Genomic DNA, 23,677 nt, shown 5'->3' on the forward strand with positions numbered 1-23,677 from the left:
ATAAAGGAAATGACAGGTTTCAACTAAAAAGGCATCCCAGAGGATAGTCTGGAATGCCTTAACAGGAGACAGCATGTCAGCTTATAATTTAGCGCCCATCGAGCATGCGACCAATACCACCAAGCACAGAGCCTTCACCGCGATCACTGCCTCCCGCAGATGGGGCATGGGCGATAATACGGTCCGCCATACGTGAGAATGGCAAGCTTTGTAGCCAAACCGTCCCGTGGCCTTTGAGTGTGGCTAAAAACAAACCTTCACCGCCAAAGACCATAGACTTTAATGAGCCTGCACGCTCTATGTCGTAATCAATCCCTGAGGTAAATGCAACAAGACAACCTGTGTCAACTCTTAAGGTTTCACCTTTTAGTTCTTTTTTCACTAAGGTGCCCCCCGCATGGATAAACGCCATACCATCGCCCTGTAGACTTTGCAGAATAAACCCTTCACCACCGAAAAATCCGGTACCTAAGCGGCGATTAAATTTCATCGTCACGCGTGTACCTAAAGCCGCAGCCAAAAAACTGTCTTTCTGACAGATAAGCTCACCACCATGTTCGGCCAAGTCGATCGCTAGGATAGTGCCAGGATAAGGGGCGGCAAAAGCGACTTTACGTTTTTGATTGCCTTGGTTGGTAAAGTGAGTCATAAAAATGCTCTCACCCGTCAATGCCCGTTTACCCGCGCCCACCAACTTGCCAAAAAAGCCTGACTCAGGCTCAGAGCCATCGCCCATTTTGGCCTCAAAGCTAATATCTTGCTCTAGATAATTCATCGCGCCCGCTTCAGCGACCACGGTTTCGTTAGGATCGAGTTCCACTTCAACCAACTGCATACTGTGGCCGATAATTTCATAATCCACTTCATGACAACGTCTAGACATACTGTTCCCCTTAACTGTCAGTTCCTTGTTACTATCCTTTAGATTGACCCCGATGGACGACTCTTTACCTATCGCGGCTCAATTTCACTCTTCATCTCGACCTTAATCTAGATCTTAGCTCAGTCTGAATTTAGGCCTTATTTTAACTCTCAATCTAAGCCTTAATCTGACCTAGGCATTAATCTATGACATAAAATGTCAAAATGCGATTATTTTATGCGGTAACTTGTATCAAAAGATGACAAGCGAAGACTTATCAACCCAAACCCACACCATTAAACTGCTCAGCCTTAGCAAACTCCTCTAATATCAACTCGGTAAAAAGTTGTCCCGCACGACCTAACGGTCGCTCTAAGGTCGAGACGAGCTGTGGAATAAACGTAAAACGACTGCCACCGACGAAGTCGATTTCAACTAATTCGCCCTTAGCCAACTCTTCTTGCACTAAAAAGTCCGGCAACCAGCCAAAACCTAAGCCTTTTAACAAGGCGTTCTTTTTCATGATAAAGCCAGAAAGATAAAATACTTTATCGCCGCCAAATTGCATTTCATCGCGGTAACTTTTATTGGGTGAAGAGTCTTCGATAGTTAATTCCACATGTTGCTGCAGCTCAGACAAACTAATTTCGCGAATAAAAGATAAAGGATGCGAAGCACTGGCCACCAGCACGCTAGTAATTGCAGGCAAAGGCTGCGGATGATAATAGGGGCCAGTGCGATAATCTTTCACTAACATCAAGTCAGCATTATCACGCTCAAATCTGTGTTGTACACCGCCTAAAAACTCCATATTCAGCTGAATTTTAGTGGGGATCTGATGTTCAGCCATGCGCTTTAAGGCCGTCATGATAGGCTCCATCGGTAAGGCACCGTCTATCACTAGCTCTAGCTTGGGCTCCCAGCCTTCACTGAAACGACTGGCAAGATGTTCAATGTTTGCAAGGTGTTGCAGTAATCTTTGTCCCTCGGCCAAAATCACGCGGCCCTCTTGCGTCAGCTCAGCACGATATTGCTCACGGCTAAAAAGCGGCACGCCTAGGTGCTCTTCTAACTTTTTAACTTGATAACTCACCGCCGATTGCGCTTTGTGTAATCGCTCCGCCGCCTTGGCAAAACTGCCCTCTTCCACCAGCACTTGCAGCACATTAAAAGCATCAATATCGATGCGCATGGTCACTCCTTGGCTCTAATGAACATGTCACGGAAACACTACGATTCGTAAAGATTAGAATACCATCTAATTTTTAGATTGAGATAACGGATTTATTATTCTTTTTTTTGTTCATTCAAGCAACTAAATTGATAACAAGATCACATAACCATAACGACAAGCGAAGTAGAGCTAATCTCACGCCGCTGTAAAAACCAAGGATCCTCCATGCCATTTTATGTGAAACAAGGCCAGATTCCCCATAAGCGCCATATCGCATTTGAAAAGGAAAACGGCGAGCTTTACCGTGAAGAGTTGTTCTCAACCCATGGTTTTTCCAATATTTATTCCAATAAATATCACCACAACATGCCAACCAAAGCATTGGAAGTGGCGCCCTACAGCCTAGGCCATGGTGCCAATTGGGAAGATTCGCTGGTCCAAAACTATAAACTCGATTCCCGCGACGCCGACCGTGAAGGTAATTTTTTCAGCGCCCGTAACAAGATTTTTTATAACAATGACTTAGCACTGTATACCGCCAAAGTCACCGCTGATACCGACGATTTTTACCGTAACGCCTATGCCGATGAAGTGGTTTTTGTCCACGAAGGCGAAGCCACACTCTACAGCGAGTACGGCACAATTAAGGTCCAAAAGTGGGACTATCTCGTGATCCCACGAGGCACCACTTATCAGCTTAAATTCAACGATTACAGCAATGTGCGACTTTTCGTCATCGAGTCATTCTCTATGGTGGAAGTGCCTAAGCATTTCCGTAACGAGTATGGTCAGCTATTAGAATCGGCACCTTACTGCGAGCGCGATTTGCGCGTACCTACACTGCAAGAGGCTGTGGTTGAGCGCGGCACCTTCCCCTTAGTGTGTAAGTTTGGTGATAAGTACCAACTCACCACGCTCGAATGGCATCCTTTTGATTTAGTGGGTTGGGATGGCTGCGTTTATCCTTGGGCATTCAACATCACAGAATACGCACCAAAGGTAGGCAAAATCCATCTACCCCCTTCTGATCACTTAGTCTTTACCGCACATAACTTTGTGATTTGTAACTTCGTGCCGCGCCCCTACGATTTCCACCCTAAATCGATTCCGGCGCCTTACTACCACAACAACATAGATAGCGACGAAGTCTTGTATTACGTCGATGGCGACTTTATGAGCCGCACGGGCATTGAAGCGGGTTACATGACCTTACATCAAAAAGGTGTGGCCCACGGACCACAACCGGGCCGAACTGAAGCCTCGATTGGCAAAAAAGAAACCTATGAATATGCAGTGATGGTGGACACGTTCGCCCCACTGAAATTAACCGAACATGTACAAAATTGCATGAGCAAAGACTACAACCGCTCTTGGCTAGAAGACTAGCCCCAAGCCACCAGCACTCCCATGCGGGAGTCATTAGAGTGACGGCGTGTTGCACTAAAATAACGAGGAAAACAACATGGCAAGCGAACTAAATCCACTGGGCTTATTAGGTATCGAATTCACTGAATTCGCCAGCCCTGATACTGATTTTATGCACAAAGTCTTTATCGACTTTGGTTTTTCTCTGCTGAAAAAAGCCAAGAACAAAGACATCCTGTACTACAAACAGAATGACATTAATTTTCTGCTCAACACAGAGCGCGAAGGTTTCTCAGCTAAGTTTGCTAAATCCCACGGCCCAGCCATTTGTTCTATGGGCTGGCGTGTAGAAGATGCCGGCTTTGCCTATCGCGTTGCCGTTGAACGTGGTGCAAAACCCGCCGATGATGCCAACAAAGATCTGCCTTATCCTGCGATTTACGGCATTGGCGACAGCTTAATTTATTTCATCGACACCTTTGGCGCAGGTAACAATATCTATGCCGCTGATTTTGAAGATTTAGACGAGCAAGTCATCACCCAAGAGAAAGGCTTTATCGAGGTCGATCACTTAACCAACAACGTCTACAAAGGCACAATGGAACATTGGGCTAACTTCTATAAAAACATTTTTGGTTTTACTGAAGTGCGCTACTTTGACATCAGCGGCGTACAAACCGCGCTAGTGTCCTACGCCCTGCGCTCACCCGATGGCAGCTTCTGTATCCCGATCAACGAAGGTAAAGGCAGCGATAAAAACCAAATTGATGAATACCTGAAGGAATACAATGGCCCAGGTGTGCAACATTTAGCCTTTAGAAGCCGCGATATCGTTAAATCTCTGGATGCGATGGAAGGCAGCTCAATCCAATGCCTAGACATCATCCCTGAATACTACGACACTATTTTCGATAAGTTACCACAGGTCACAGAAAATCGTGAGCGCATTAAACATCACCAAATTTTGGTGGATGGTGATGATACAGGCTATTTATTGCAGATATTTACTAAAAACCTGTTTGGACCGATTTTCATCGAAATCATCCAACGTAAGAATAACTTAGGTTTTGGTGAAGGCAACTTTACTGCCCTGTTTGAATCAATTGAACGGGACCAAATGCGCCGCGGCGTACTATAAGTATTCATCCCGCTAATAAAAAACGGTACGCACTGCGTACCGTTTTTCTTTCTACGAATATCTACATCGCCATCTAAATCACCATCAGCTTTGACAGCAATCACTCGGCTTTAACTTTCCTGCGCTAGTCAACATTGATAGGTTTGATAACCTTACAAGGGTTACCTGCCGCCACACAGTTCGCGGGAATGCTCTTATTCACGACACTACCAGCACCAATGACACAATTATCGCCAATGGTCACACCGGGCAGTACAGAGACGTTTCCACCTAGCCAGACATTATTGCCGATTTGAATTGGCGCTCCGTATTCCGTCGTTTGCCGCGCAATGGGATTAATAGGATGCGTTACGGTAGAAATCATCACATGGGGACCAAACATCACATTATCGCCAATCGAGACTGAGCAAACATCTAATATGGTTAGATTATGATTGGCGTAAAATTGTTTGCCAATATGGATGTTATAGCCGTAATCGCAAAAGAAATTAGGCTCAATATGAGCGCAGTGTTGAATATCAAGCAGGCCACGAAGATGCTCCATACGCGCATCAAGCTGGGTCGGTTCGGCCAGATTAAACTGATGACAAATGGATTTCGCCCGCATCCGCTCAGCCAATAACTCATCATCCCAAGCCTTATAGGGCTGGCCCGCCAACATTTTTTGTTTCTCAGTCATCGTATTGCCAACATTCAGTCCATGATGACCTAACCCTAACAATCGATTGATGAAAGTTCAAGAACTGCCTTATATGCTCTTGAATGAACTATCCGTCTTGCTGACAGAACATTTAGCTAACAGCCAATGTGAGTCACATTCAAGCATTCAATCTCAATCGAGACAAAGGTCATTGCCTTTGTTCGTCATCACAATAGAGTTCTGCAAATAAATACACTAGACACAAACTGTTAAGCGGCATGACCGGATTTGTCCAAATCATCCGGCTGTGACGCCCTGCTTCACCGAAGATTTCAAGCAATAAATCCGAAGCCCCATCGAGTGCTTTAGGATGTTCAAAGCAAGATTGATGCACATTTAGCACCCCTTCCAAGCGGTAAATTTGTTTTATCCGCGAAAGCTCACCGCAAGCCTGTTTCAATTGGGCAATGGCATTTAGGGTCGCAAGACGACAGGCAGCGTAGCCTTCGCTCACAGTATGATCGGCGCCCAATTGTCCTTGATACTGAAGCTCGCCCTCTAAATAGGGAAACTGACCCGAGGTCATTAACTGACTGCCAACAATTGAATAGGGTTCGTAATTCCCAAGAGCCGCAGCAACCTCAGGTAGTTCAAGCCCTGCCGCTACTAGCCGCGATTCAGGTGTGATCATCATAATGTCACCCCCTGAGATGAGGCATTCGCAGGATTAAGCAGCGGGGCTAGCCAGGTTGTCAAATGCTGAGGATTGGCTGTCAGCCAGTTCGCAGCGGCCTCATCTTCCGTCATTCCTTGTCGATTAACCGCATAATCGAGTTCTGCAACCATTTGATTCGATAATACTATGTTATCAAGTACCTGAATTTGTGCGGGCGAGAAATTAACCGCTAACTCGCGTTCACGGGCGAGCAATACCGCTTTATCTTTTCCCCCGAGTAAACCTTTGGGGTCCTGAAGATCGCGAATACCGTATTGATGGTGTAAAAATTGTGGATGCCACAAAGGAACGATCACCCAATCGTTTACCGCTACGGCAGACTCAAAAGCGGCGACACAGTCGGCCTGAGTGCCAGTTCTAAATTGATAACCCGCCGCCGTTAATCCATATTGCGTCATGATATTTTTAGAAAATCGCGTGATCCCCGCCCCCTCACCAATCCCTTGAATGATGGGCAGCATACGTTGCCGCACGTCAGGTTTGAGTAAATCCTCAATGCTCGACACTTGCTCAGCAGGCACATAATCGGGTACGCCCCAGAGCGCATAGGGCTCATAATGTAGCCCGAGTTGCCGCGTAGCAACTCGCTCTTCGACACCTTGTCGATAAATCCCGTGGCTATGGGGCAGCCATGCTGAACACAGCATATCCACTTTGCCTTCACCTAGCTGCTCAAAATTAGCCTCGTGCAATGCATAGCTTCGTTGCACCTCTTTGCCCATAATCCCTATCACATGGGCCACCACTGCGGCGGTGACTCGATGAAAACTTAAGTCCGTCACTCCCATGCGAATCATCGGCTTACCCTGTGAGCTCTCCATATTTGTACTCTTATTCAATGAATTCATACCTATCGCACCTCGAGGAAATAATGCCAATGATGCCAAACTGCCCAATCCCAGCGTTTGCAATAATTGCCTTCTGAAGACATTAATCTCCGCCATGTTCAGGCTCCTTGGTGTCAGAAATAGCGAGCCTATCCATCACAATTCCAACGATGGCGTTGTCCTTTGCATAGGGGAATATCATCTCTACTTTGATGCCATTCGGATCTTCAAGAAACAACTGATGCTCACCAATTTCAGGCACAATTCGTTCCTGAAAAATCATCCTCTGCTGGCATAAATGCTGCTGCATCTGGTGTAAATCCGTACCACGAAACGACAAATGGTCAACACGTCCAGATCCATAAATATTTCTACTTTCCCCTAAGTAGGCATCTAGCGCTTGATCGCCCGCTTCCACCAAATGCAAAATGGGCTTATTTGAGGCATAGAGCCAATGTCCAGGAAAACCAAACTGTGGCCGCCAACCTAATTTCAATCCAAGGATGACTTGATAAAACAACAGCGTTTCAACCAGTTTGGGGGTTCTGATGGTAAAGTGATCCAATCCGATAATGTTCATATTGTCATCCTCTGGCAGTACTGACTCGGTATAACCAAGTGCGAATCCAAACCGTTTTAATCCGCAAAAATCGTGTGAATAAATTCAGTTAAGATAAGCACTTGGCGTAAGGTTATAAGATTAATGGTTAAGGTTAATTACCACGAACGCCCGCCGCTAACGGCTTAAAACGGAAAATATAATAAGGTGGACTGTTTTCAGCTTTGCCATTGTTTAATGGTGCCGATAACGGTAATTGCGCAGCCCCAGAGTACAAATAACCTTGCTTGCCATAACTCACACCGTCGGGCCAAACCATACGTTCATCATGGACATAAGTGCGATACTGGCGAGAATCAGCAGGGATCACGCCAATGGCCCGCTCTCCCACTTCCGTTAGATACAAATTATTCGTTTCATCAATACTTAAACCACCGTTGTCGGGCTTATCGGCATAAGCCTCCACTTTGGCAGAGAGTGCCGCAGGCGTTAACGAAGGATTGATGAGATCTGTCATCCGCACACGGTAAACTTTGTCTTTATTCATCGGGGCAAAGTAGAGCCATGTTTGGGTTTTATCTAAAGCAATGCCATCGGCACCCACATAGACTTCAATCTGCTTTCTATCTTTTGAGTTTTTATCGATAATCAGTGGCCGCTGTAAGTCTGGCATCACACTGTTATCACCCTGTAATAGTCGCCGACTTTTCCCTGTATTTAAGTCCACAACCACCAGCGCAGCCTTTTCACCAATGGGACCCGTGCCAATCCCCTCATCAGCAATTACAATCGCTTGATGTCGAGATGAGATTACAAAGTCATTATGTTGTGACTCAGGAAGAGAGACTGGCGCGGGCAAATGAATAATGCGATCTAATTGGTTTTTCTTGGTATCCCACGCCACTAATTTAGGCTCAATACGTGGCGCCTGCTGACCAGAGTCTAATAGCCAAACTCTGTCTTGATCGTCGGTTCGCAGCCCCAACACCCAATTAAGGCAAGTGTCAGGTTCTTTCGCTTTACCCTGCGGATCATGGCATTGCTGCCAATCCGAATTAGGAAATGGCTTAGTACTACCATCCGCTAAAAGCTCTGCCACCTTAATGTTAGGTTGATAGAAAGGGTGATAACTGAAAATCAATCGATCATCTGATGTGAAAGTAATACCACCCACAGCCCCATCAAGTTCGGCAAAGACTTCCATTTTTGCCAGCGGCTCAGTCTGTGTCGCCCATGAGTGAGAACACAACAAACTGGTTGCCAGTAGTGTAAAAACCTTTGATAACATTGGGTATGTAATGCGCGTAGATAATATGGTCATCTTCATTCCTCCTAACGTGGACCAGCTAAAAGCGTTAAACTTGCTTCGCCTAATCTATGCTGCCAAAGATAGAATCCCACCAAAGCGGGTGTTGATCCCTTGTCTATCGGCAACTGCGCCACATCCAAAGCATGCACTGTCCATACATAACTGTGTTCACGTCCCTCTGGTGGACAAGGTCCAAAGAATCCAGGTTTACCTAAATCGGTATTAGCTTCAATGGCACCACTGGGTAGTGCTCCGCCATTCACACCACCTGCGAGAGTCGACACCTGTGCCGGAATGTCATACACAACACGGTGCCAAAAACCACTGCCAGTAGGCGCATCTTTATCATATAAAGTGACAGCAAAGCTCTTGGTACCGGCAGGTACATTTTGCCAAGTTAAACGCGGCGCAATATTTTCGCCCGAACAACCAAATTGATTCCAATAATACTCAGGAGGGAACCTTGAATTATCAGCTAAATTACTTTCGAGACTAAACGCAGAGGCACTGTCGTCAGCCATAACGTAATTAATACTGGCGGCCAAAGCGACAGTCACCAAGAGAGTCTTTTTAAAAGAGGAGAAATAAGGCGATTTCATAATGTGCTGAACCCATTTTTGAACTGTCCTAGAACAGTCATTAACCATTGATTTGAGAATGTGGGTTAGCATATCAATCAAATTATGATTGATAAGGCGCATTTGGTTGATATGAGTTTCAAAAAATATTGGATAATCTCAACATGCTTCTCAGTTATTTTTAGGTTATCGTACTTTCAGCAAAAATAATGCAAAAAAGTAACAGCCACACGACTAAGATATGTTCGTAACACAATAATATAACGAGGATTCGCTATGATTAAAGCGGCTTATCAACCTTGGCTTCCCGTGAACAGAAACCTCAAGCCACACCCAAACCTGAGTTGCAGATTAGACCATTTATCTTTAACCATACTGTGGCAGGAACTTGATAACGATGCATTCACGATGGAATTATATTTCCCAACGATATCTGGAATACAAGTAATTGATGAGTCAAGTTATCAAACCTTCTTAGATAACATAAGTGATAACTTTAGCGATATTCAACATCATGATAAAAGCAATACGCCATTCCCTATTGATTCAGATTTAAATATCACGAATCAATCTAATGCCGATTATTTTTCTTTACCTTGGCCAATATGGAAGTCGGTAAAAAATGCTCGCCGTCCTTATTATGGTGACTTAGGCGAACATATTTACCAAGACCTATACAGTTATTATATGGTGGGCGCCGATAGTGTCTACTTGATCGATACTGATGTAGAACCTACAGTCAATGTCTTATCTTGTAAACTATGAGGTTAATCGCTGTTAACCGAACAACTGCAGAATTAATCACAATGGGGTTAGTGAGCATATTGTTAATAATAACTACAGTATGCTTTTTGCGTGAAATATCGCCAGCCAACACAACCGATTACATTTAAAGAGAGCAAGTTCAAAATAAGCAGATTGGCTAAATCCGCCGTTTTCATTACACTATCGGCCTTCTCATCTTCACCCAAGAATGACCAAACCATGCCTGATTTTGCCTTACTCGCTGTGTTTATCCCGACTTTTTTCTTTGTTTCTATCACGCCGGGCATGTGCATGACACTCGCCATGACCCTGGGCATGAGTATAGGTGTGCGCCGCACCCTGTGGATGATGCTGGGTGAACTGGTAGGCGTGGCGTTGGTGGCGACAGCCGCCGTGATGGGCGTTGCCAGTATCATGCTCAACTATCCCGAAATCTTTCAAATTTTTAAATGGATCGGCGGGATTTATTTAGGCTATATCGGCGTACAGATGTGGCGCGCGCGCGGCAAGATGGCCATATTAAACGATGATGACACTAACCCCAGAGCCAACAATGTTACCTTGATCTCCCAAGGCTTTATTACCGCCATTGCCAATCCTAAAGGTTGGGCATTTATGGTGTCGCTATTGCCCCCTTTTATCAATGCCGAGCGCGACGTCGCGCCGCAGCTCCTCGCCTTACTGAGCATTATCATGGTGACCGAATTTACCTCTATGCTCGCCTACGCCAGTGGTGGCAAAAGCCTGCGCATCTTCTTGAGCCGTGGTGATAATATTCGCTGGTTAAACCGCATTGCGGGCAGCCTAATGATAGGCGTAGGAGTTTGGTTAGCCATGAGCTAACGGTTTGAACTAACCGCTTAAATGTAAGCCGTTCTACCTAAAATGAGCCCAATAAAGTCCCGTTAACTCGGTCTTTATGAAGGCGCTTTTTTGTAGGGCAACACATCCTGCATCTGCGCCATATATTGCTGCATTTGCAGTGTTTCTTGCTCAACAAAGTCGGCAATCGCCGCCTTAAATCCCAAATGGGCGATGTTATGGTATGAATACATTGCTACGGGTTCAAAGCCTCGCAGCACCTTATGTTCCCCCTGCGCGCCCGCATCAAACACTTGAAACTCATGTTCAATACAATATTGAATACCTTGGTAATAACAGGCCTCAAAATGTAAACCGTCGAGCTCAACCGTCGTCCCCCAATAACGACCATATAAGCATTTCTGCCCTCGGGTATTCTCACCTTTTAAATACAAGGCGCCAGCGACCATCTCGCCCTTTGCATCTTCAACCACCAAGAGTAGGACTTGCGCAGCGAGTTGTGCCCCCAACTGCTGAAAAAAGGTTGGCGTTAAATAGCCGCGATGACCGGAGCGCTTAAGGTAAGTTAATTGATAACATTGGATAAACGTCTGCCATTGCGAAGCGGTGATCTGCTCCCCTTCGACAAACTGAAACTTAAGATTAAAAGGCTGTAACTGCGCCCGCTCCTTCAAGATATTCTTACGCTTACGGGAACTAAAGCCCGCCAGAAAATCATTAAAATCCCGATAACTGCGATTATTCCAATGGAACTGAGTGCCTAAGCGTTTTAACAGCGAATTTGGCAAACTTTCAAATAACGGCGTTTGTGTTGGGGTAACAAACAGGCTATGCCATGAGGAAATCGGGTTATCGCCCAGCCCTGGCTGATTAAGAATAGCTTCCTCAAGTACGAGATTATCCTGCGCTGATATTAGTCGGCGATTCAATGTCAGCAGCAGTAATGCCGCCACGCGCAGTTGCTCGGCGCGCTCCAATGCGGGATGAATGCCCATCCGTTGACCTTGCACTGGGGTAAAAGGGATCGCATTCACCCATTTGGGATAGTAATCGAGCCCATGGCGCTCATAGGCTTCGCCCCACGCCCAATCGAACACATACTCACCGTAGGAATGGGATTTTTGGTACAAGGGCATGACGGCAATAAGTGGGAACTGATTGGAGTGCTTAGCCGTTTGCACACTGATAAACCCTCCTTCAGCCAAAGGCGACAAGCTTTTATCCTTACTGTCGACATCATTTAATGTGTCACCCGCATCGAACACGCATAAATGTCGAGGCGTCCAACCGGTTGCAGTGCAGGCGGAGCGGCTTTGCTCGAGTGCCAACAGAAACTCATGGCGACAAAAGGGATTCGCCTCACCCATGGCGGCATTCCACGCACTGGTCGAAATATCCGACATTGAGCTCGCAAAAGCCAAGATAAGCTGTCTCATTGGGTAAATTATCGTCCTTTACTGGTGTGAACAAGTATACGAGGTTGCAATTAAGCCTAATTCTCGGCACATTGCATAGCCATAATTAAAATAAATTCAGGATTGAGTATGCGTCCAACAAAACCTTTTAGACCTCTTATTCTCGCCATTGCGATGGCGCTTCCCCTACTATCATCTCCCAGTCTGCTTGCCGATGAATCGCCAATTTTCAGCCAGATGGCCACCGCACAACCTGTGTGGGCTAAGCATGGCATGGTCGCAAGCCAAGAAGCTCTCGCCAGTCGCACCGGCGTTGAGATCCTAAAGCAAGGCGGCAATGCGGTTGACGCCGCCGTGGCTGTCGCCTTCAGTTTGGCTGTCACCTTACCCCGTGCAGGCAATATCGGCGGCGGTGGTTTTATGCTGGTGCATATTGCCAAAGAAAACAAAACCATCGCTATCGATTACCGTGAAATGGCACCGTCTAAAGCCAAGAAAAACATTTTCCTCGACGAAAATGGCGACGCAGTTGAAAAACTGAGCCGCGAACACGGTCTTGCCGTAGGTGTGCCAGGTACAGTGATGGGCATGAGCTTAGCCCTTGAAAAATATGGCACTATGACTCTCGCCCAAGTTACGGCACCCGCGATTAAAATGGCGCAGGAAGGCATTAGCATCACCCCAGATCTTGCCCAATCCCTTGCAGGCCTCAAACGCCGCATGGCCCAATGGCCAACCACTGCCGCTATCTTCTACAAAGCTGACGGCAGTGACTATCAAGTGGATGATATTCTTAAACAACCTGAACTTGCCCATTCGTTAAGTCTTATCGCAGAAAAAGGCACCAAAGGATTCTACGAAGGTGAAACCGCCACTAAGCTCATCAATGCGGTGAAAGAAGCTGGCGGCATTATGACCTTAGACGACCTTAAAAATTATAAAGTTGTGGAACGTGAACCCGTGCGCGGCGAATACCGCGGTTACGAGGTTGTGTCTATGCCACCGCCATCATCGGGCGGCGTGCACATCATCGAAATGCTCAACGTATTGCAGCAATTCCCAATAGACAAACTCGGTCACAATACCGCCCAGACGATTCATCTGATGGCGGAAACCATGAAGTACGCCTATAGCGACCGCAGCGAATACTTAGGCGATCCCGACTTTTATAAGGTGCCCGTCAGAGCCTTAACCAGTAAGGACTACGCCCAAAAAATCGCCAGCAAAATTGCGATGAATAAGGCAACACCGAGTGCTGAAATCAAGCCCGGCAAGCTCGCGCCCTATGAGAGCGATCAAACCACTCACTTCTCGGTAGTCGATAAATGGGGTAATGCAGTTTCAAATACTTACACCTTAAACTTCAGCTACGGCTCAGGTTTAGTGGCGAAGGGAACAGGAATTCTGCTCAATAACGAGATGGATGATTTCTCTGCCAAACCCGGCGTGCCAAACGGCTACGGTTTAGTAGGTGGTGATGCCAATGCGGTCGAGGGCAATAAACGCCCACTCAGCTCAATGAGCCCAACAATAGTGATGAAGGATGGCAAACCCTTCCTCGTCACTGGCAGTCCAGGTGGTTCGCGCATTATCACCACCACACTGCAGATCATCATGAATGTTATTGATCATGGATTAAACATTGCCGAAGCCAGTAATGCGGCGCGGGTTCATCATCAATGGCAACCCGATGAATTACGAGTCGAGTCCAGCTTTAATCGCGATACCATTTCCCTGCTCGAAGCCAAAGGACACAAAGTGAAAGTACAATCCGCTATGGGCAGTACGCAATCAATCATGGTGACCGAACAAGGAATTTTTGGTGCGTCTGATCCACGCCACTCGGGTAGCGAAGCTATCGGCTACTAGCATCTCCATGATGCCGATTTTAGTGAAAGAGATGAGTGTAAAGAGATGAGTGAGAGAAATAGGTGGATGAGATAAAAGGATTTATGACCTATTCGATCTAGGTCATAAACCCTGACTAAAGCTTGTCCTTCCGCTCAACGAATACAAACTCGCAATCAAAAAGCCCTGCTATACATCACTGTATAAGCAGGGCTTTTTATTGCGTGGAAACAAGTAATCGTACTGAACATAGCTGACCTTTAGACTCTAGTGGCATAAGCAATCTGTACTGGGTGACCTGTTATTTCAATCGTTGGGATCCTAGTGGTTGGCTGGTATACACTCATATAGGCTTACCATGGCATTCGCTCTCCGACTCGCAGCCAGTCCGTCCGTGGATGCTCGACCGCCCCATCCATGGGGCGTACGGTCGTCTCGCAAATCACCATGGATCACCTTTTTGGCACTAATGTAACCTGTCTGTATAAAGGATATACCCAGCACGCTTTTGGACAAAAGCGTGATAGACCCTTTGCTCTAACTCGTCTGTTTCGGATTAATATTTCTATGGGTAATGCCTAAATCAGGTACGCCTTAGGCGTCACCTGGATTTACTTTTTAGCTAATTCCTCTATGATCTTGTTTTCAACATACAGACACATAGTCAAGTAAAAAATTACTATGACCTCTAATTAATATTATTTCAGGTGATCATTTCCCATCGTGCTCATTCAATAGCTCTTCTACTTTTTCTAGGTAAGAGAATAATTCACTATGAGGCATCCATTCAGTCGATGCTCGCACCATAGCAAGACTAAATGAATCCTCCAACAAAGAATCTAAATCTTCATGATGCAAGATGTTCAAGGTGTTCAGATAGTATCTACTCAATTTAGCAAACACCAGAATCCACAATGAAACCTTCAGGGCTTCATCCCACCTAGACCAATTTGACGTGCTAGCCAATGGCTGTTGAATAATTCTTTTCTGTTTGTTGAGGATTTTTCTGGTTATTCCAATGCATTTCTTTTGATAGCTTGGGTTACTATGAGCCCAAAGATAAGAGCTTAGGTTCGTTGTTTTCCCTTCTCTTTCTGGAGAAAACAAAAGTGATCGATGTGGATTTTCGTTATTTAATAAATCGATTAGATCTCGAAACCAAATCTCACACACATCCTCAAAATTAACACGATTTTTACGTAATATTGGTTCTACTACGTCGCTAAATAACCAAGGCTCAGCCCAACCAAGATAGTGCATGTGCCCCCTTGAAGAGTCAATCAATAGTTCTAGGGCATTAAATGAAACCTGCTCTGGCAATAGTTTCTGTAACTGTACTATAAGGTTATCATAAAAACTTCGGCTGTTAGGGATATTAGCATTTCTATTCAGAGCCCAACCAATATACTGAATTTTCTCTGTGTAGCTAAAACCTAACAACTTACCTTCAGCTAATTCAAATTCAGTTGATGACAAAAGTAATTGCTCAAGAGAATTCCAGCCAAACCAATTCAAAAGTGCGATATCGCTTTCTATTAGCTTCTCTTGCTGCTTATCTGAGATATCATGAAATTCCAAAGACAAGGATATTTCACTAACAGATTGACCGAGTAAAGATAGTCTAACAGCTTCTGTCGGTTGATACTCTTTAGTTAAGAGTTTTGATTCCCTTTCAATTAAAAAAATTAGAGACTCCGGCGAATAACGCCACAAATACTTAACGGCGTAAAATTCAGCCCAAGTTAGAATCCTATATTTTGTAGACTGAAGAAAATGATGTATTTGAGTCGAACTATGGATAAATTCAGTTAACGATTTTTTGAAATAACTAGGATCAATCACTGAAATTTCATGTTCATCGCAATTGGTTTCTCTCTGAAATGCACAAGATAAAAACTCTGACAAGAAAGATAAAAATCTAATATCGGATTGAAACTCACCAATGTTTGAGTCGTCAATGGGAGTGTGCGCCAAAATATCACCTATAACTTCCCATGCCACTATAAAGTCAGAAAGCTCACCATCCATCTCCTTTAGACAGTTGAATAAACCTGTTTTAGATAAACCATTTAGTGATTCGCTTTGAAGAATTCCTAGCTCTGCCAACTTATCTTTCAATTCATTACCACATAGCTCTTTTAGTAATGGTTGCTTGAACCACACACTTAATACCGTTCCTGAACATTCATGTTTCAAGATACTTAGAGGCTCATATAGCTTAGTCTTGGAATTTGAGACTGTTGAGTCAAAAAGTATAGAGACAGAACCTTGATCGACTTGTTCGTTTGGTGAGCTTCTTGCCTCTTGAATTATTTCAAATGTATATTGATTGGTTTTATATAAAACATCAGTGGGAATTGGAGTTATTAGCAATGGATAATTTTCGGCTGCTTTCTGGAATGAATTAGACAAATGAAAGCCTTCGACTGGAAGTCCATTTTTACCAATAACTAATATGTATCGGTCGTGCAAACGTTCTTCTTTCAAGCCGTATATTTTGACCTTACATCGTTGCAATAACCTTCTATTGCGTTCACAGTTAGCAATTAGGTTATCAATACCTGTACTAACCATATTATCTGTTTTTCTGCGTCTAGGTATGTCTTCGCCTCTTGGTTTCGGTATACTTCTAAATATTGTGTATTCAGAATCGGGCAAGGCATAGAGTGTCAACAAACTTAAGCCAACGTCTTCGAAATATGGATCAAAGATTGCGATATGCTGTTGTTGATTTTTTTTCATCAAACATTGAAACCATTCGACAAATTGAAGTCTTCCTTCACCATTACTTTGCCCCCATCTTGGGAAAAATCTCCCTTCTGACTTGGGAGGATAAAGCTTCGAGAACAATGATTTCAGCGCTTGATTTTCGGGCACCCATTTATCAATTTCGCGCCCACTAATTCTATTTTGAGAGAGGTTTTCTCTAGCTGAAAATGACAAAGCTTGCGATACGCGGTTGGCCATTTTGGGTATCGTAGTTTTTTCAAGCCAATCAAATTTAACTGGACTTGTGCTGTTACCGACGAGTTGCATCTGGAAATTAATCTCTCGTACATAATTTGTTTTCCAACTACAGCATAAACACCCCTCTTCATAATCATCTGTAAAAGAAAAAATATCAATTTTAGCACTGTCGGCTATATCAAATAACAATTCCTCAAGCTTAAAACTACATTCAAATATTCTCTCTTTAATAAATTTTGCTACCGCTACTCTAGAACACAGGACTTGATTGTCGTTCTCAACAGTCAAGTGAAACTGAAAGCGATTAAAGGTGGGTAGTTGGGTAGAAGTAAACCGTACATTTAGGTCTTTATCTTTATTCCAATTAACCTCAAGGAGGTTTCTTTCATTATCGTCAAGTGTAGGAAATACTAGTAACTCAATATCACCTAACCTAGCAATGTCCTTACTCCCAAAGCTCATCCCAGTATCAGTATTAAGTTGCTCCACTATCATTGTAGTAAAAGCTGTATCGTACTTTTCCCCACAAAGAAACAGAGATTGTTTATCACTTTTACTTATGGAAGCACTTAGAGCCCCTGCACTTCCATGTGGGCTGGCTAATGAATCTTTCAAATGAGCATCACTATTAAGCAAGTAAGTTATTGGTCTAAAAATGGCACGATCATCAACAACTATAGTATTTCCGAAACGTTCTCTTATATTTTCAGGAAGTTTTATATTTAATTTTTCACTAATATTATCAATAGATTGCCTATCACATGCCATACTGAGTAATTCGCGACATATAGAGCTATCCACATAAAGATTTAGTCTAGTTACACTTGCTCTGAATGAACCGAAAGATTTGGAATCGTTCTTGTGGCTAAAGGACCAACTGTTTGTTGAAAAGCTATACGGTAGTAACCGACCATACAGCACACGGTTTTCTACTGCATTTTCATACTGTAGCTGCAAAACCCATAGTTGAAGGGCGCAGGGGTATTTTTCTGATGAGAACAATCTGTCTAGACGGCAATCGTTTAATAAGTCTGTCAGTTGATATGACATAAGACTAACCTTTTAATTTAATTTAGGAAATCAGCCTAGCGCAGCCTAATAACTATTTGAATAGTGAATTTATAGTTCTATTTCATCAAGCATGATACTTTCTTAAATCACTACATTTATCATGTCCGATTTAGAGAATGGACTCTGAAAGGAAAAAATCTGGCCATCCATTATAGATCAACAACATAATGCACTTTTGGTTTGTCTACAACTTGTACGAGCTAAAATTGCTTAAACTAGAGTCATCAAAAGTTAAAGGGCTAAAGCTGAAGCATAAAATCGAGCTAATTTCTTAAAAAACGGCGTATTTCAGACATGCTAACCCACCCAATAAAACAAATGGGCAGTGATTGGTATGTTTAAGCAGGATTACAGTTAATTGCTGTGAAAGTGCTGGCAGCATTTAGCAAAGTGCCGTCGTCGTTTCTCTAAGTGTTCACAGTAATCGGTCAGTTCTTGCAGCATACCTACTGGGCCATGAAATAGCTTGCCAAACTCGGTGAAAAGATGGGACATGCATAACTTCTAGGTCGAACGAGACCCTTTCACATCAACTTTTCTATAGGCAAAGCTTTACTTGGCCTATTTCCCTTTTGAACTGCGAAACTTACTTTGGGGCAAAAGCTTTTTAGGATGGACTTATGAATTAGGGACTTAGTTAAGATTGGCATTGTTGCAACAGTGACCGTTGGCGACATGGATGTCGCCGTCGAGCCCTCAGGGATGAGTTTACGGCGTGTCACTGGGAAAACAATGACAATTAATGCTGCGTAACTCAGTTGTCTTGCTTTGGGGCAATAGCTTTTTAGCTAAACGAACAGCGAAAGGGTCAGTGAGGATTGGCATTGTTGCAACAGTGACCGTTGGGGCATGTTAAGTAGAGCCCTCAGGGATACTTCTTATTAAATGAAAGGGGGCGAGTCACTGGGGAAACAATGACAATTCATGCAGCACAACTGACGATATCACTCACTAGCTTTGAGCCTTTCTGCCTTTGAGTATTTAGAGTTGAAATGGCGGAAATCTAAGATTTAACCGCCATTGTTCTATTAACCCTTAATACTTGGCTTAATACTTGATACAGACTTTATTGCTACCCAACACTTTTGTGCCATCCCAAAATCACTTTCACAAAGAGCGCTATTTAACCGCCGATAGCTCGATAAATGCTGCGGTATACATTTTTAGGTTCAGTATTAATTGCTTATGGGTGATGAACTCTTTTTCGGTATGGCCTGTGTATTCCACGCCCAGCATCGCTGGGTCAAAACTTAAAGCAATGGGGAATAATTTACTGTTCGTTGAGCCGCCAATTGCAATGGGTTTAGGGTCGACTAAGCCAAGAAAACGTGCCTGAGACGCAATAATATCCTCGCCCAGTTTGCCATCATTTTTTGCTTAAAAGCCTAAAACAAAACATTTGTTACAAACTAAACACAAAATCGATGGAACCCCTAGTCCGATACATGTTAAACAGTCACATTAAGCTTAATTTAATGGTTTTAGCCGCACGTAGACTTCAAATTTTTCCTGAAATCCAAGGCCATCATCATGCAAACATCCATAACAATATCGACCTAACGGGGAACAAATAATGAAGGGACTAACCCTCAAACCGCAAGCCCGCACGGCTAAGCTCACGCTAAGTGCCATCGCTTTCGCCTTAACATTGGGCGCCTGTAGCACACAACAACCCGATGCCAGTGTTCAAACAAGTGCGGCGCCAAATGCAGTGTCAGCGCAAATTATCAGCCAGAATGCGACGAATCCATTCTTTAAACCCTATGATACTTTTATGGAAATTCCGGCCTTCGATAAAATCAAGCCTGAGCATTTCCTCCCCGCATTTAAAGCGGGAATCGCCCAACAACACGAACAAATTCAAGCAATCGTTGATAATAAAGCAAAACCCACCTTCGCCAATACGATTGAAGCCATGGAGTTTTCTGGCGATCTAGTGACGCGCGTTTCTAACGTCTTCTTTAACCTGACGGGCGCGGATACGAATGAAGCATTGCAAGCACTCTCGAAAGAAGTGTCGCCTATGTTATCGTCCGCCGAAGACGATATTTTGCTCAATGACAAACTGTTTCAAAAAGTTAAAGCTGTCCACGACGCAAAAGACAACCTGAAGCTCAGCACAGCCCAAGCCAAATTACTGGAAGATACCTATAAATCTTTCACCCGTGGCGGCGCTAACTTAAGCGAGCCAGATAAAACCAAACTGCGCGCGCTGAACGAAGAAATCGGCAAACTCAATTTAACCTTTGGAGACAATCTATTAGCCGAAACCAATGCATTCGAATTAGTGGTTGATAATAAAGCCGATCTCGCAGGTTTACCCGCAGATGTGATTGCCACAGCCTTTGAAACCGCCAAAAAACGTGGCCATGAAGGCAAGTGGGTATTTACCACGTCTCGCCCTTCTATCACGCCTTTTTTAACCTATGCCGATAACCGCCAGTTACGTGAAAAACTCTACAAAGGCTATATCGAGCGCGGTAACAACAATAACGCCAACGATAACAAGATTATACTCGCTAAGATTGCTGCCCTGCGTGCTGAACGTGCTCAACTGATGGGCTATAAAACCCATGCGGATTTCGTGTTAGAAGAACGCACAGCTAAAACACCAGAAAACGTCTACGGTTTACTCAATAAAGTATGGCCAGCGGCATTGGCCCAAGCAAAAACCGAAGTGGCTGATATGCAAGCCATGATTGACGCTCAAGGTGGCAATTTTAAGGTGCAAGCGTGGGACTGGGATTACTACGCCGACAAAATTCGTGTCGCTAAGTACAGCTTTAACGAGCAACAAACCCGCCCGTATTTCTCCCTCGACAGTACATTAAAAGGCGTGTTCTACACGGCTAACCGTTTGTACGGTTTGACCTTTAAAGAACGTACCGACTTACCCAAATACAATGCCGAAGTCCGTACTTGGGAAGTTTACGATAAAGACGGCAAACTGATGGCCATCTTTATGGGTGACTATTTCACCCGTGACAGCAAACGTGGCGGCGCTTGGATGAACTCCTTCCGCAAGCAATACAATATGAATGGCGTTGATTCTAAACCTATTATTATCAACGTATTAAACTACCCTCGCCCAGCGGGTAATGAGCCAGCGCTGCTGACCTTCGATGAAGCCAGCACACTATTCCACGAATTTGGCCACGCACTACACGGCATGTTATCGAACGTCGAATATCGCTCACAGGGCGGCACCGCCGTACCTCGCGATTACGTTGAGTTCCCATCGCAAGTGAATGAAAACTGGATGACTCAGCCAGAAGTGTTAGCCCAATTTGCCAAGCACTACAAAACTGGCAAAGTGATCCCGCAGGAGCTAGTGCAGAAAATCCAAGCGGCCAGCAAGTTCAACCAAGGTTTTTCTACCGTTGAATACATGGCGGCCACTAAACTCGATTTAGATTGGCACACACTAACCGATACAACGCCAAAGGATGCGGCCAAGTTTGAGGCGGACTCGTTAGCGGCAATGGGACTGATTGAGGAAATTAGCCCACGCTATCGCAGCACTTACTTCTCGCATATTTTCGCAGGTGGTTATTCAGCAGGCTACTACAGCTACCTCTGGTCGGATATTTTAGGTGCGGATGCTTTCGAAGCCTTTAAAGAAAACGGCATTTTCGACAAGGCCACTGCGGATTCCTTCCGTAACAATATCCTTTCGAAAGGCGGCAGCGATGATCCTATGCTGATGTATAAAAACTTCCGCGGTAAAGAAGCCGGTATAGAGCCGCTACTACGTAGTCGCGGATTACTGGCCGAGTAACATAACATCATCCCTCTAAATTGAAGTTTGAAATATCACCAACAGGGAGCTAACACTCCCTGTTTTTATTTTACTGATACCAAATAGGGAAATGGCGAGAAAGGTCAAGATGACAGAGTGCAGCTTGGCAGGTAACATCTTGGGAAAAAGATGTTACGGAACTTACGCCTAAACTTTTTAAACGCGGATTCGTAAAGGTGGTACGTTTCCGCTTCACATGTTAACCCACTATGATTCACCGCTTAGGCGGCATTAAATTTTCAATAGAGTTATATGATGAATATTGAGATGGTAGAAAAAGCAGATCATCTTAGTCTGCTCAATATTTGGGAAGCATCAGTGAGAGCAACCCATGACTTTTTAGCAGAAGAAGATCTACAGGAATTAAAGCCGTTGATCCTCGAACAATATTTTGACGCCGTTCACTTAAAGTGCGCTAAAAATGACAATGGAGAAATCCTCGGATTCTGCGGGGTACATGATGGCAATATTGAAATGCTGTTCATCTCACCTGACGCGCGCGGAAAAGGGATTGGTTCCATGCTAGCGACACATGCCATTAAAGAACTGGGAGCCACAAAGGTTGATGTTAATGAGCAGAATCAGCAAGCATTAGGTTTTTACCAGCATATTGGTTTTTCAGTAACGGGTCGCTCACCCGTTGATGGACAGGGTAAACCTTATCCGCTGTTGCATCTGGCGTTATATTCCATTGAGGGATTGTAGATGTATCCTGATTCAATCGATGAGAATAGGATTGGAGAGTATCCGGCGGAAACAAAATCAGGCGGCGGTTATTTCTATGATCAAGTACTAGAATATCGTGTTTGGTGCCGCCCTTGGCAAGGTGCTCCAGATGAATTTGATGGTGAAATCTACTATTACGCATTTCATACTTATAATGAGGCTCTTGAATTTTCGAATGAAACTGACGGGTCTGAAGCGCCTTTAGTACTTGTTAAACAGCTTGAATGGATTGATGAACCAGAAGCAGGAAAATTCATTCATAAAACAGGTGAACGCCTAACTGAATGGAGGGTTGAGTGGCTATTAGAGAGTCAACGTAAGGAGGACACTATTACTAACTTTATAAGTGACAATCAAACATAACAATTTAATCAATAAAAAATAGTTTAAGACTGTCTTTCGACAACATTCCAACAAACTATTTTGGAACTGTGATTAGGAGCGTTACCTGCAGATTTCCTTATCCTCTAAACCTCCTGTCTTGAAACAAAAAATGGTTAATAAATCCGCCCTGACATCAATAAAAAAGGCTTGTTAGGTTTCCCTAACAAGCCTTTAGCTTTTTACAATTAATCAATTAATCGACTAAACCGCGGCGCTTTAACAGTGCCTCTGTTGTCGGTTTTTTACCAGTAAAGTGAATATAATCTTGCATGAGATCTTCACTGTTACCTTTAGATAAGACTTCCTTACGGAATTTGTCACCATTATCGGCTTTTAATCCACCTTGCTCGCCCATATAGGCAAAGGCATCGGCGGCAAACACTTCGGTCCACAGATACGCGTAATAACCTGCGGAATAACCACCGGAGAAGGCATGGCTAAAGTCTGAAGGATCCCCTCATAAATCAGCCATAGCATAGCCATATTTGAGCAACTGATTGGCGAATAATACCCAGGCCGCCAGCAATTCTTTCTCCGTGATTTGATAATCAGGCCGCCTGAGTACCTCCAATCCCAAGCGAATCGTTGAGAGTACCGTTCGATGCCCAATGGTATTGGCCTGAAAATGCTTATCCCAGCCCTGTTGCTGTGCGTGTAAACCAACTAGCCACAACAGGCATTGAACCATCAAC

The 23,677-nt window shown here is 44.2% G+C and carries 18 protein-coding genes and 4 pseudogenes; 8 read left to right on the forward strand and 14 right to left on the reverse strand.

Annotated features, from left to right (window positions below; all coding sequences use genetic code 11):
• Positions 1-88 precede the first annotated feature (88 nt).
• Together L5M49_RS03785 and L5M49_RS03790 are read right to left on the reverse strand one after the other, a co-directional pair.
• Positions 89-883: a TIGR00266 family protein gene (locus tag L5M49_RS03785; RefSeq protein WP_028759593.1), complete on the reverse strand. Its 795-nt coding sequence runs from the start codon at positions 881-883 to the stop codon at positions 89-91.
• A gap of 256 nt (positions 884-1,139) precedes the next feature.
• A complete protein-coding gene (locus tag L5M49_RS03790) occupies positions 1,140-2,054 on the reverse strand; it encodes a LysR family transcriptional regulator (protein ID WP_028759592.1) in 915 nt (304 codons plus the stop codon).
• Between the two features lie 207 nt (positions 2,055-2,261).
• On the opposite strand from L5M49_RS03790, the gene L5M49_RS03795 reads away from it, so the two are divergent.
• The gene (locus tag L5M49_RS03795; protein WP_263265470.1) at positions 2,262-3,422 is read left to right on the forward strand and encodes a homogentisate 1,2-dioxygenase; all 1,161 of its coding nucleotides are present in this window, start codon (positions 2,262-2,264) and stop codon (positions 3,420-3,422) included.
• Positions 3,423-3,498: 76 nt separating this feature from the next.
• Positions 3,499-4,539 carry a 4-hydroxyphenylpyruvate dioxygenase gene (gene hppD, locus L5M49_RS03800; protein WP_263196343.1) on the forward strand — a complete coding sequence of 347 codons (1,041 nt, stop codon included), beginning with the start codon at positions 3,499-3,501 and terminating at the stop codon, positions 4,537-4,539.
• Positions 4,540-4,663: 124 nt separating this feature from the next.
• On the opposite strand, the gene L5M49_RS03805 is transcribed toward hppD, so the two are convergent.
• The 6 genes from L5M49_RS03805 to L5M49_RS03830 form a co-directional block, all read right to left on the reverse strand.
• Positions 4,664-5,218, reverse strand: a complete 555-nt coding sequence (locus tag L5M49_RS03805) for a sugar O-acetyltransferase (protein WP_263265471.1) — start codon at positions 5,216-5,218, stop codon at positions 4,664-4,666.
• Between the two features lie 169 nt (positions 5,219-5,387).
• Positions 5,388-5,873, reverse strand: coding sequence for an Atu1372/SO_1960 family protein (locus L5M49_RS03810; protein WP_198573679.1), 486 nt, complete (start codon positions 5,871-5,873; stop codon positions 5,388-5,390).
• Positions 5,870-6,859 (reverse strand): glycine betaine ABC transporter substrate-binding protein, encoded by a 990-nt coding sequence (locus L5M49_RS03815; protein WP_263265472.1) that lies wholly within the window; start codon positions 6,857-6,859, stop codon positions 5,870-5,872. Before L5M49_RS03815 ends, L5M49_RS03810 begins: the two co-directional genes overlap by 4 nt.
• Positions 6,846-7,322 (reverse strand): VOC family protein, encoded by a 477-nt coding sequence (locus L5M49_RS03820; RefSeq protein ID WP_263265473.1) that lies wholly within the window; start codon positions 7,320-7,322, stop codon positions 6,846-6,848. Before L5M49_RS03820 ends, L5M49_RS03815 begins: the two co-directional genes overlap by 14 nt.
• A gap of 133 nt (positions 7,323-7,455) precedes the next feature.
• Positions 7,456-8,622 (reverse strand): major royal jelly family protein, encoded by a 1,167-nt coding sequence (locus L5M49_RS03825; protein ID WP_263265474.1) that lies wholly within the window; start codon positions 8,620-8,622, stop codon positions 7,456-7,458.
• 11 nt (positions 8,623-8,633) lie between these two features.
• Complete coding sequence (locus L5M49_RS03830; RefSeq protein WP_263168142.1) at positions 8,634-9,167, reverse strand: YbhB/YbcL family Raf kinase inhibitor-like protein; 534 nt, start codon at positions 9,165-9,167, stop codon at positions 8,634-8,636.
• A gap of 297 nt (positions 9,168-9,464) precedes the next feature.
• Here L5M49_RS03830 and L5M49_RS03835 point away from each other — a divergent pair, with 297 nt between their 5' ends.
• Positions 9,465-9,953, forward strand: coding sequence for a hypothetical protein (locus L5M49_RS03835; RefSeq protein WP_263185757.1), 489 nt, complete (start codon positions 9,465-9,467; stop codon positions 9,951-9,953).
• 219 nt (positions 9,954-10,172) lie between these two features.
• Positions 10,173-10,796: a LysE family translocator gene (locus tag L5M49_RS03840; protein WP_263265475.1), complete on the forward strand. Its 624-nt coding sequence runs from the start codon at positions 10,173-10,175 to the stop codon at positions 10,794-10,796.
• Positions 10,797-10,870: 74 nt separating this feature from the next.
• Here the strand turns inward: L5M49_RS03840 and L5M49_RS03845 are convergent, their stop codons facing one another.
• Positions 10,871-12,211: a GNAT family N-acetyltransferase gene (locus L5M49_RS03845; RefSeq protein ID WP_263265476.1), complete on the reverse strand. Its 1,341-nt coding sequence runs from the start codon at positions 12,209-12,211 to the stop codon at positions 10,871-10,873.
• A 108-nt stretch (positions 12,212-12,319) separates the two neighbouring features.
• On the opposite strand from L5M49_RS03845, the gene ggt reads away from it, so the two are divergent.
• Positions 12,320-14,059 carry a gamma-glutamyltransferase gene (gene ggt / locus L5M49_RS03850; RefSeq protein WP_263265477.1) on the forward strand — a complete coding sequence of 580 codons (1,740 nt, stop codon included), beginning with the start codon at positions 12,320-12,322 and terminating at the stop codon, positions 14,057-14,059.
• 690 nt (positions 14,060-14,749) lie between these two features.
• On the opposite strand, the gene L5M49_RS03855 is transcribed toward ggt, so the two are convergent.
• The 3 genes and pseudogenes from L5M49_RS03855 to L5M49_RS03865 form a co-directional block, all read right to left on the reverse strand.
• Positions 14,750-18,055 carry a VPA1262 family protein gene (locus tag L5M49_RS03855; RefSeq protein ID WP_263265478.1) on the reverse strand — a complete coding sequence of 1,102 codons (3,306 nt, stop codon included), beginning with the start codon at positions 18,053-18,055 and terminating at the stop codon, positions 14,750-14,752.
• A gap of 375 nt (positions 18,056-18,430) precedes the next feature.
• Positions 18,431-18,562 (reverse strand): annotated as a pseudogene (locus tag L5M49_RS03860) (transposase); the annotation flags it as partial.
• Positions 18,563-19,195: 633 nt separating this feature from the next.
• Positions 19,196-19,408, reverse strand: a pseudogene (locus L5M49_RS03865) (hypothetical protein); the annotation flags it as partial.
• A 241-nt stretch (positions 19,409-19,649) separates the two neighbouring features.
• Here L5M49_RS03865 and L5M49_RS03870 point away from each other — a divergent pair.
• The 3 genes from L5M49_RS03870 (at position 19,650) to L5M49_RS03880 (ending at position 22,964) form a co-directional block, all read left to right on the forward strand.
• The gene (locus L5M49_RS03870) at positions 19,650-21,854 is read left to right on the forward strand and encodes a M3 family metallopeptidase (RefSeq protein WP_263265479.1); all 2,205 of its coding nucleotides are present in this window, start codon (positions 19,650-19,652) and stop codon (positions 21,852-21,854) included.
• Positions 21,855-22,130: 276 nt separating this feature from the next.
• A complete protein-coding gene (locus L5M49_RS03875) occupies positions 22,131-22,580 on the forward strand; it encodes an acetyltransferase (RefSeq protein WP_173248611.1) in 450 nt (149 codons plus the stop codon).
• The gene (locus L5M49_RS03880; RefSeq protein WP_173244192.1) at positions 22,581-22,964 is read left to right on the forward strand and encodes a GCN5 family acetyltransferase; all 384 of its coding nucleotides are present in this window, start codon (positions 22,581-22,583) and stop codon (positions 22,962-22,964) included. It begins immediately after the preceding gene.
• Between the two features lie 214 nt (positions 22,965-23,178).
• Here L5M49_RS03880 and L5M49_RS03885 read toward each other — a convergent pair.
• Both L5M49_RS03885 and L5M49_RS03890 read right to left on the reverse strand, forming a co-directional pair.
• Positions 23,179-23,433 (reverse strand): annotated as a pseudogene (locus L5M49_RS03885) (M3 family metallopeptidase); the annotation flags it as partial.
• 9 nt (positions 23,434-23,442) lie between these two features.
• Positions 23,443-23,677: pseudogene (locus tag L5M49_RS03890) on the reverse strand (IS4 family transposase); the annotation flags it as partial.

The organism is Shewanella sp. SM74, assembly GCF_025653725.1.
GTDB lineage: Bacteria > Pseudomonadota > Gammaproteobacteria > Enterobacterales > Shewanellaceae > Shewanella > Shewanella oncorhynchi.

Excerpts from the sequence above, each read along its gene's own strand:
- L5M49_RS03785 (WP_028759593.1), bottom strand. The coding sequence starts at position 883 with ATGTCTAGACGTTGTCATGAAGTGGATTATGAAATTATCGGCCACAGT.
- L5M49_RS03790 (WP_028759592.1), bottom strand. The coding sequence starts at position 2,054 with ATGCGCATCGATATTGATGCTTTTAATGTGCTGCAAGTGCTGGTGGAA.
- L5M49_RS03795 (WP_263265470.1), top strand. The coding sequence starts at position 2,262 with ATGCCATTTTATGTGAAACAAGGCCAGATTCCCCATAAGCGCCATATC.
- hppD (WP_263196343.1), top strand. The coding sequence starts at position 3,499 with ATGGCAAGCGAACTAAATCCACTGGGCTTATTAGGTATCGAATTCACT.
- L5M49_RS03805 (WP_263265471.1), bottom strand. The coding sequence starts at position 5,218 with ATGACTGAGAAACAAAAAATGTTGGCGGGCCAGCCCTATAAGGCTTGG.
- L5M49_RS03810 (WP_198573679.1), bottom strand. The coding sequence starts at position 5,873 with ATGATGATCACACCTGAATCGCGGCTAGTAGCGGCAGGGCTTGAACTA.
- L5M49_RS03815 (WP_263265472.1), bottom strand. The coding sequence starts at position 6,859 with ATGGCGGAGATTAATGTCTTCAGAAGGCAATTATTGCAAACGCTGGGA.
- L5M49_RS03820 (WP_263265473.1), bottom strand. The coding sequence starts at position 7,322 with ATGAACATTATCGGATTGGATCACTTTACCATCAGAACCCCCAAACTG.
- L5M49_RS03825 (WP_263265474.1), bottom strand. The coding sequence starts at position 8,622 with ATGACCATATTATCTACGCGCATTACATACCCAATGTTATCAAAGGTT.
- L5M49_RS03835 (WP_263185757.1), top strand. The coding sequence starts at position 9,465 with ATGATTAAAGCGGCTTATCAACCTTGGCTTCCCGTGAACAGAAACCTC.
- L5M49_RS03840 (WP_263265475.1), top strand. The coding sequence starts at position 10,173 with ATGCCTGATTTTGCCTTACTCGCTGTGTTTATCCCGACTTTTTTCTTT.
- L5M49_RS03845 (WP_263265476.1), bottom strand. The coding sequence starts at position 12,211 with ATGAGACAGCTTATCTTGGCTTTTGCGAGCTCAATGTCGGATATTTCG.
- ggt (WP_263265477.1), top strand. The coding sequence starts at position 12,320 with ATGCGTCCAACAAAACCTTTTAGACCTCTTATTCTCGCCATTGCGATG.
- L5M49_RS03855 (WP_263265478.1), bottom strand. The coding sequence starts at position 18,055 with ATGTCATATCAACTGACAGACTTATTAAACGATTGCCGTCTAGACAGA.
- L5M49_RS03870 (WP_263265479.1), top strand. The coding sequence starts at position 19,650 with ATGAAGGGACTAACCCTCAAACCGCAAGCCCGCACGGCTAAGCTCACG.
- L5M49_RS03875 (WP_173248611.1), top strand. The coding sequence starts at position 22,131 with ATGAATATTGAGATGGTAGAAAAAGCAGATCATCTTAGTCTGCTCAAT.
- L5M49_RS03880 (WP_173244192.1), top strand. The coding sequence starts at position 22,581 with ATGTATCCTGATTCAATCGATGAGAATAGGATTGGAGAGTATCCGGCG.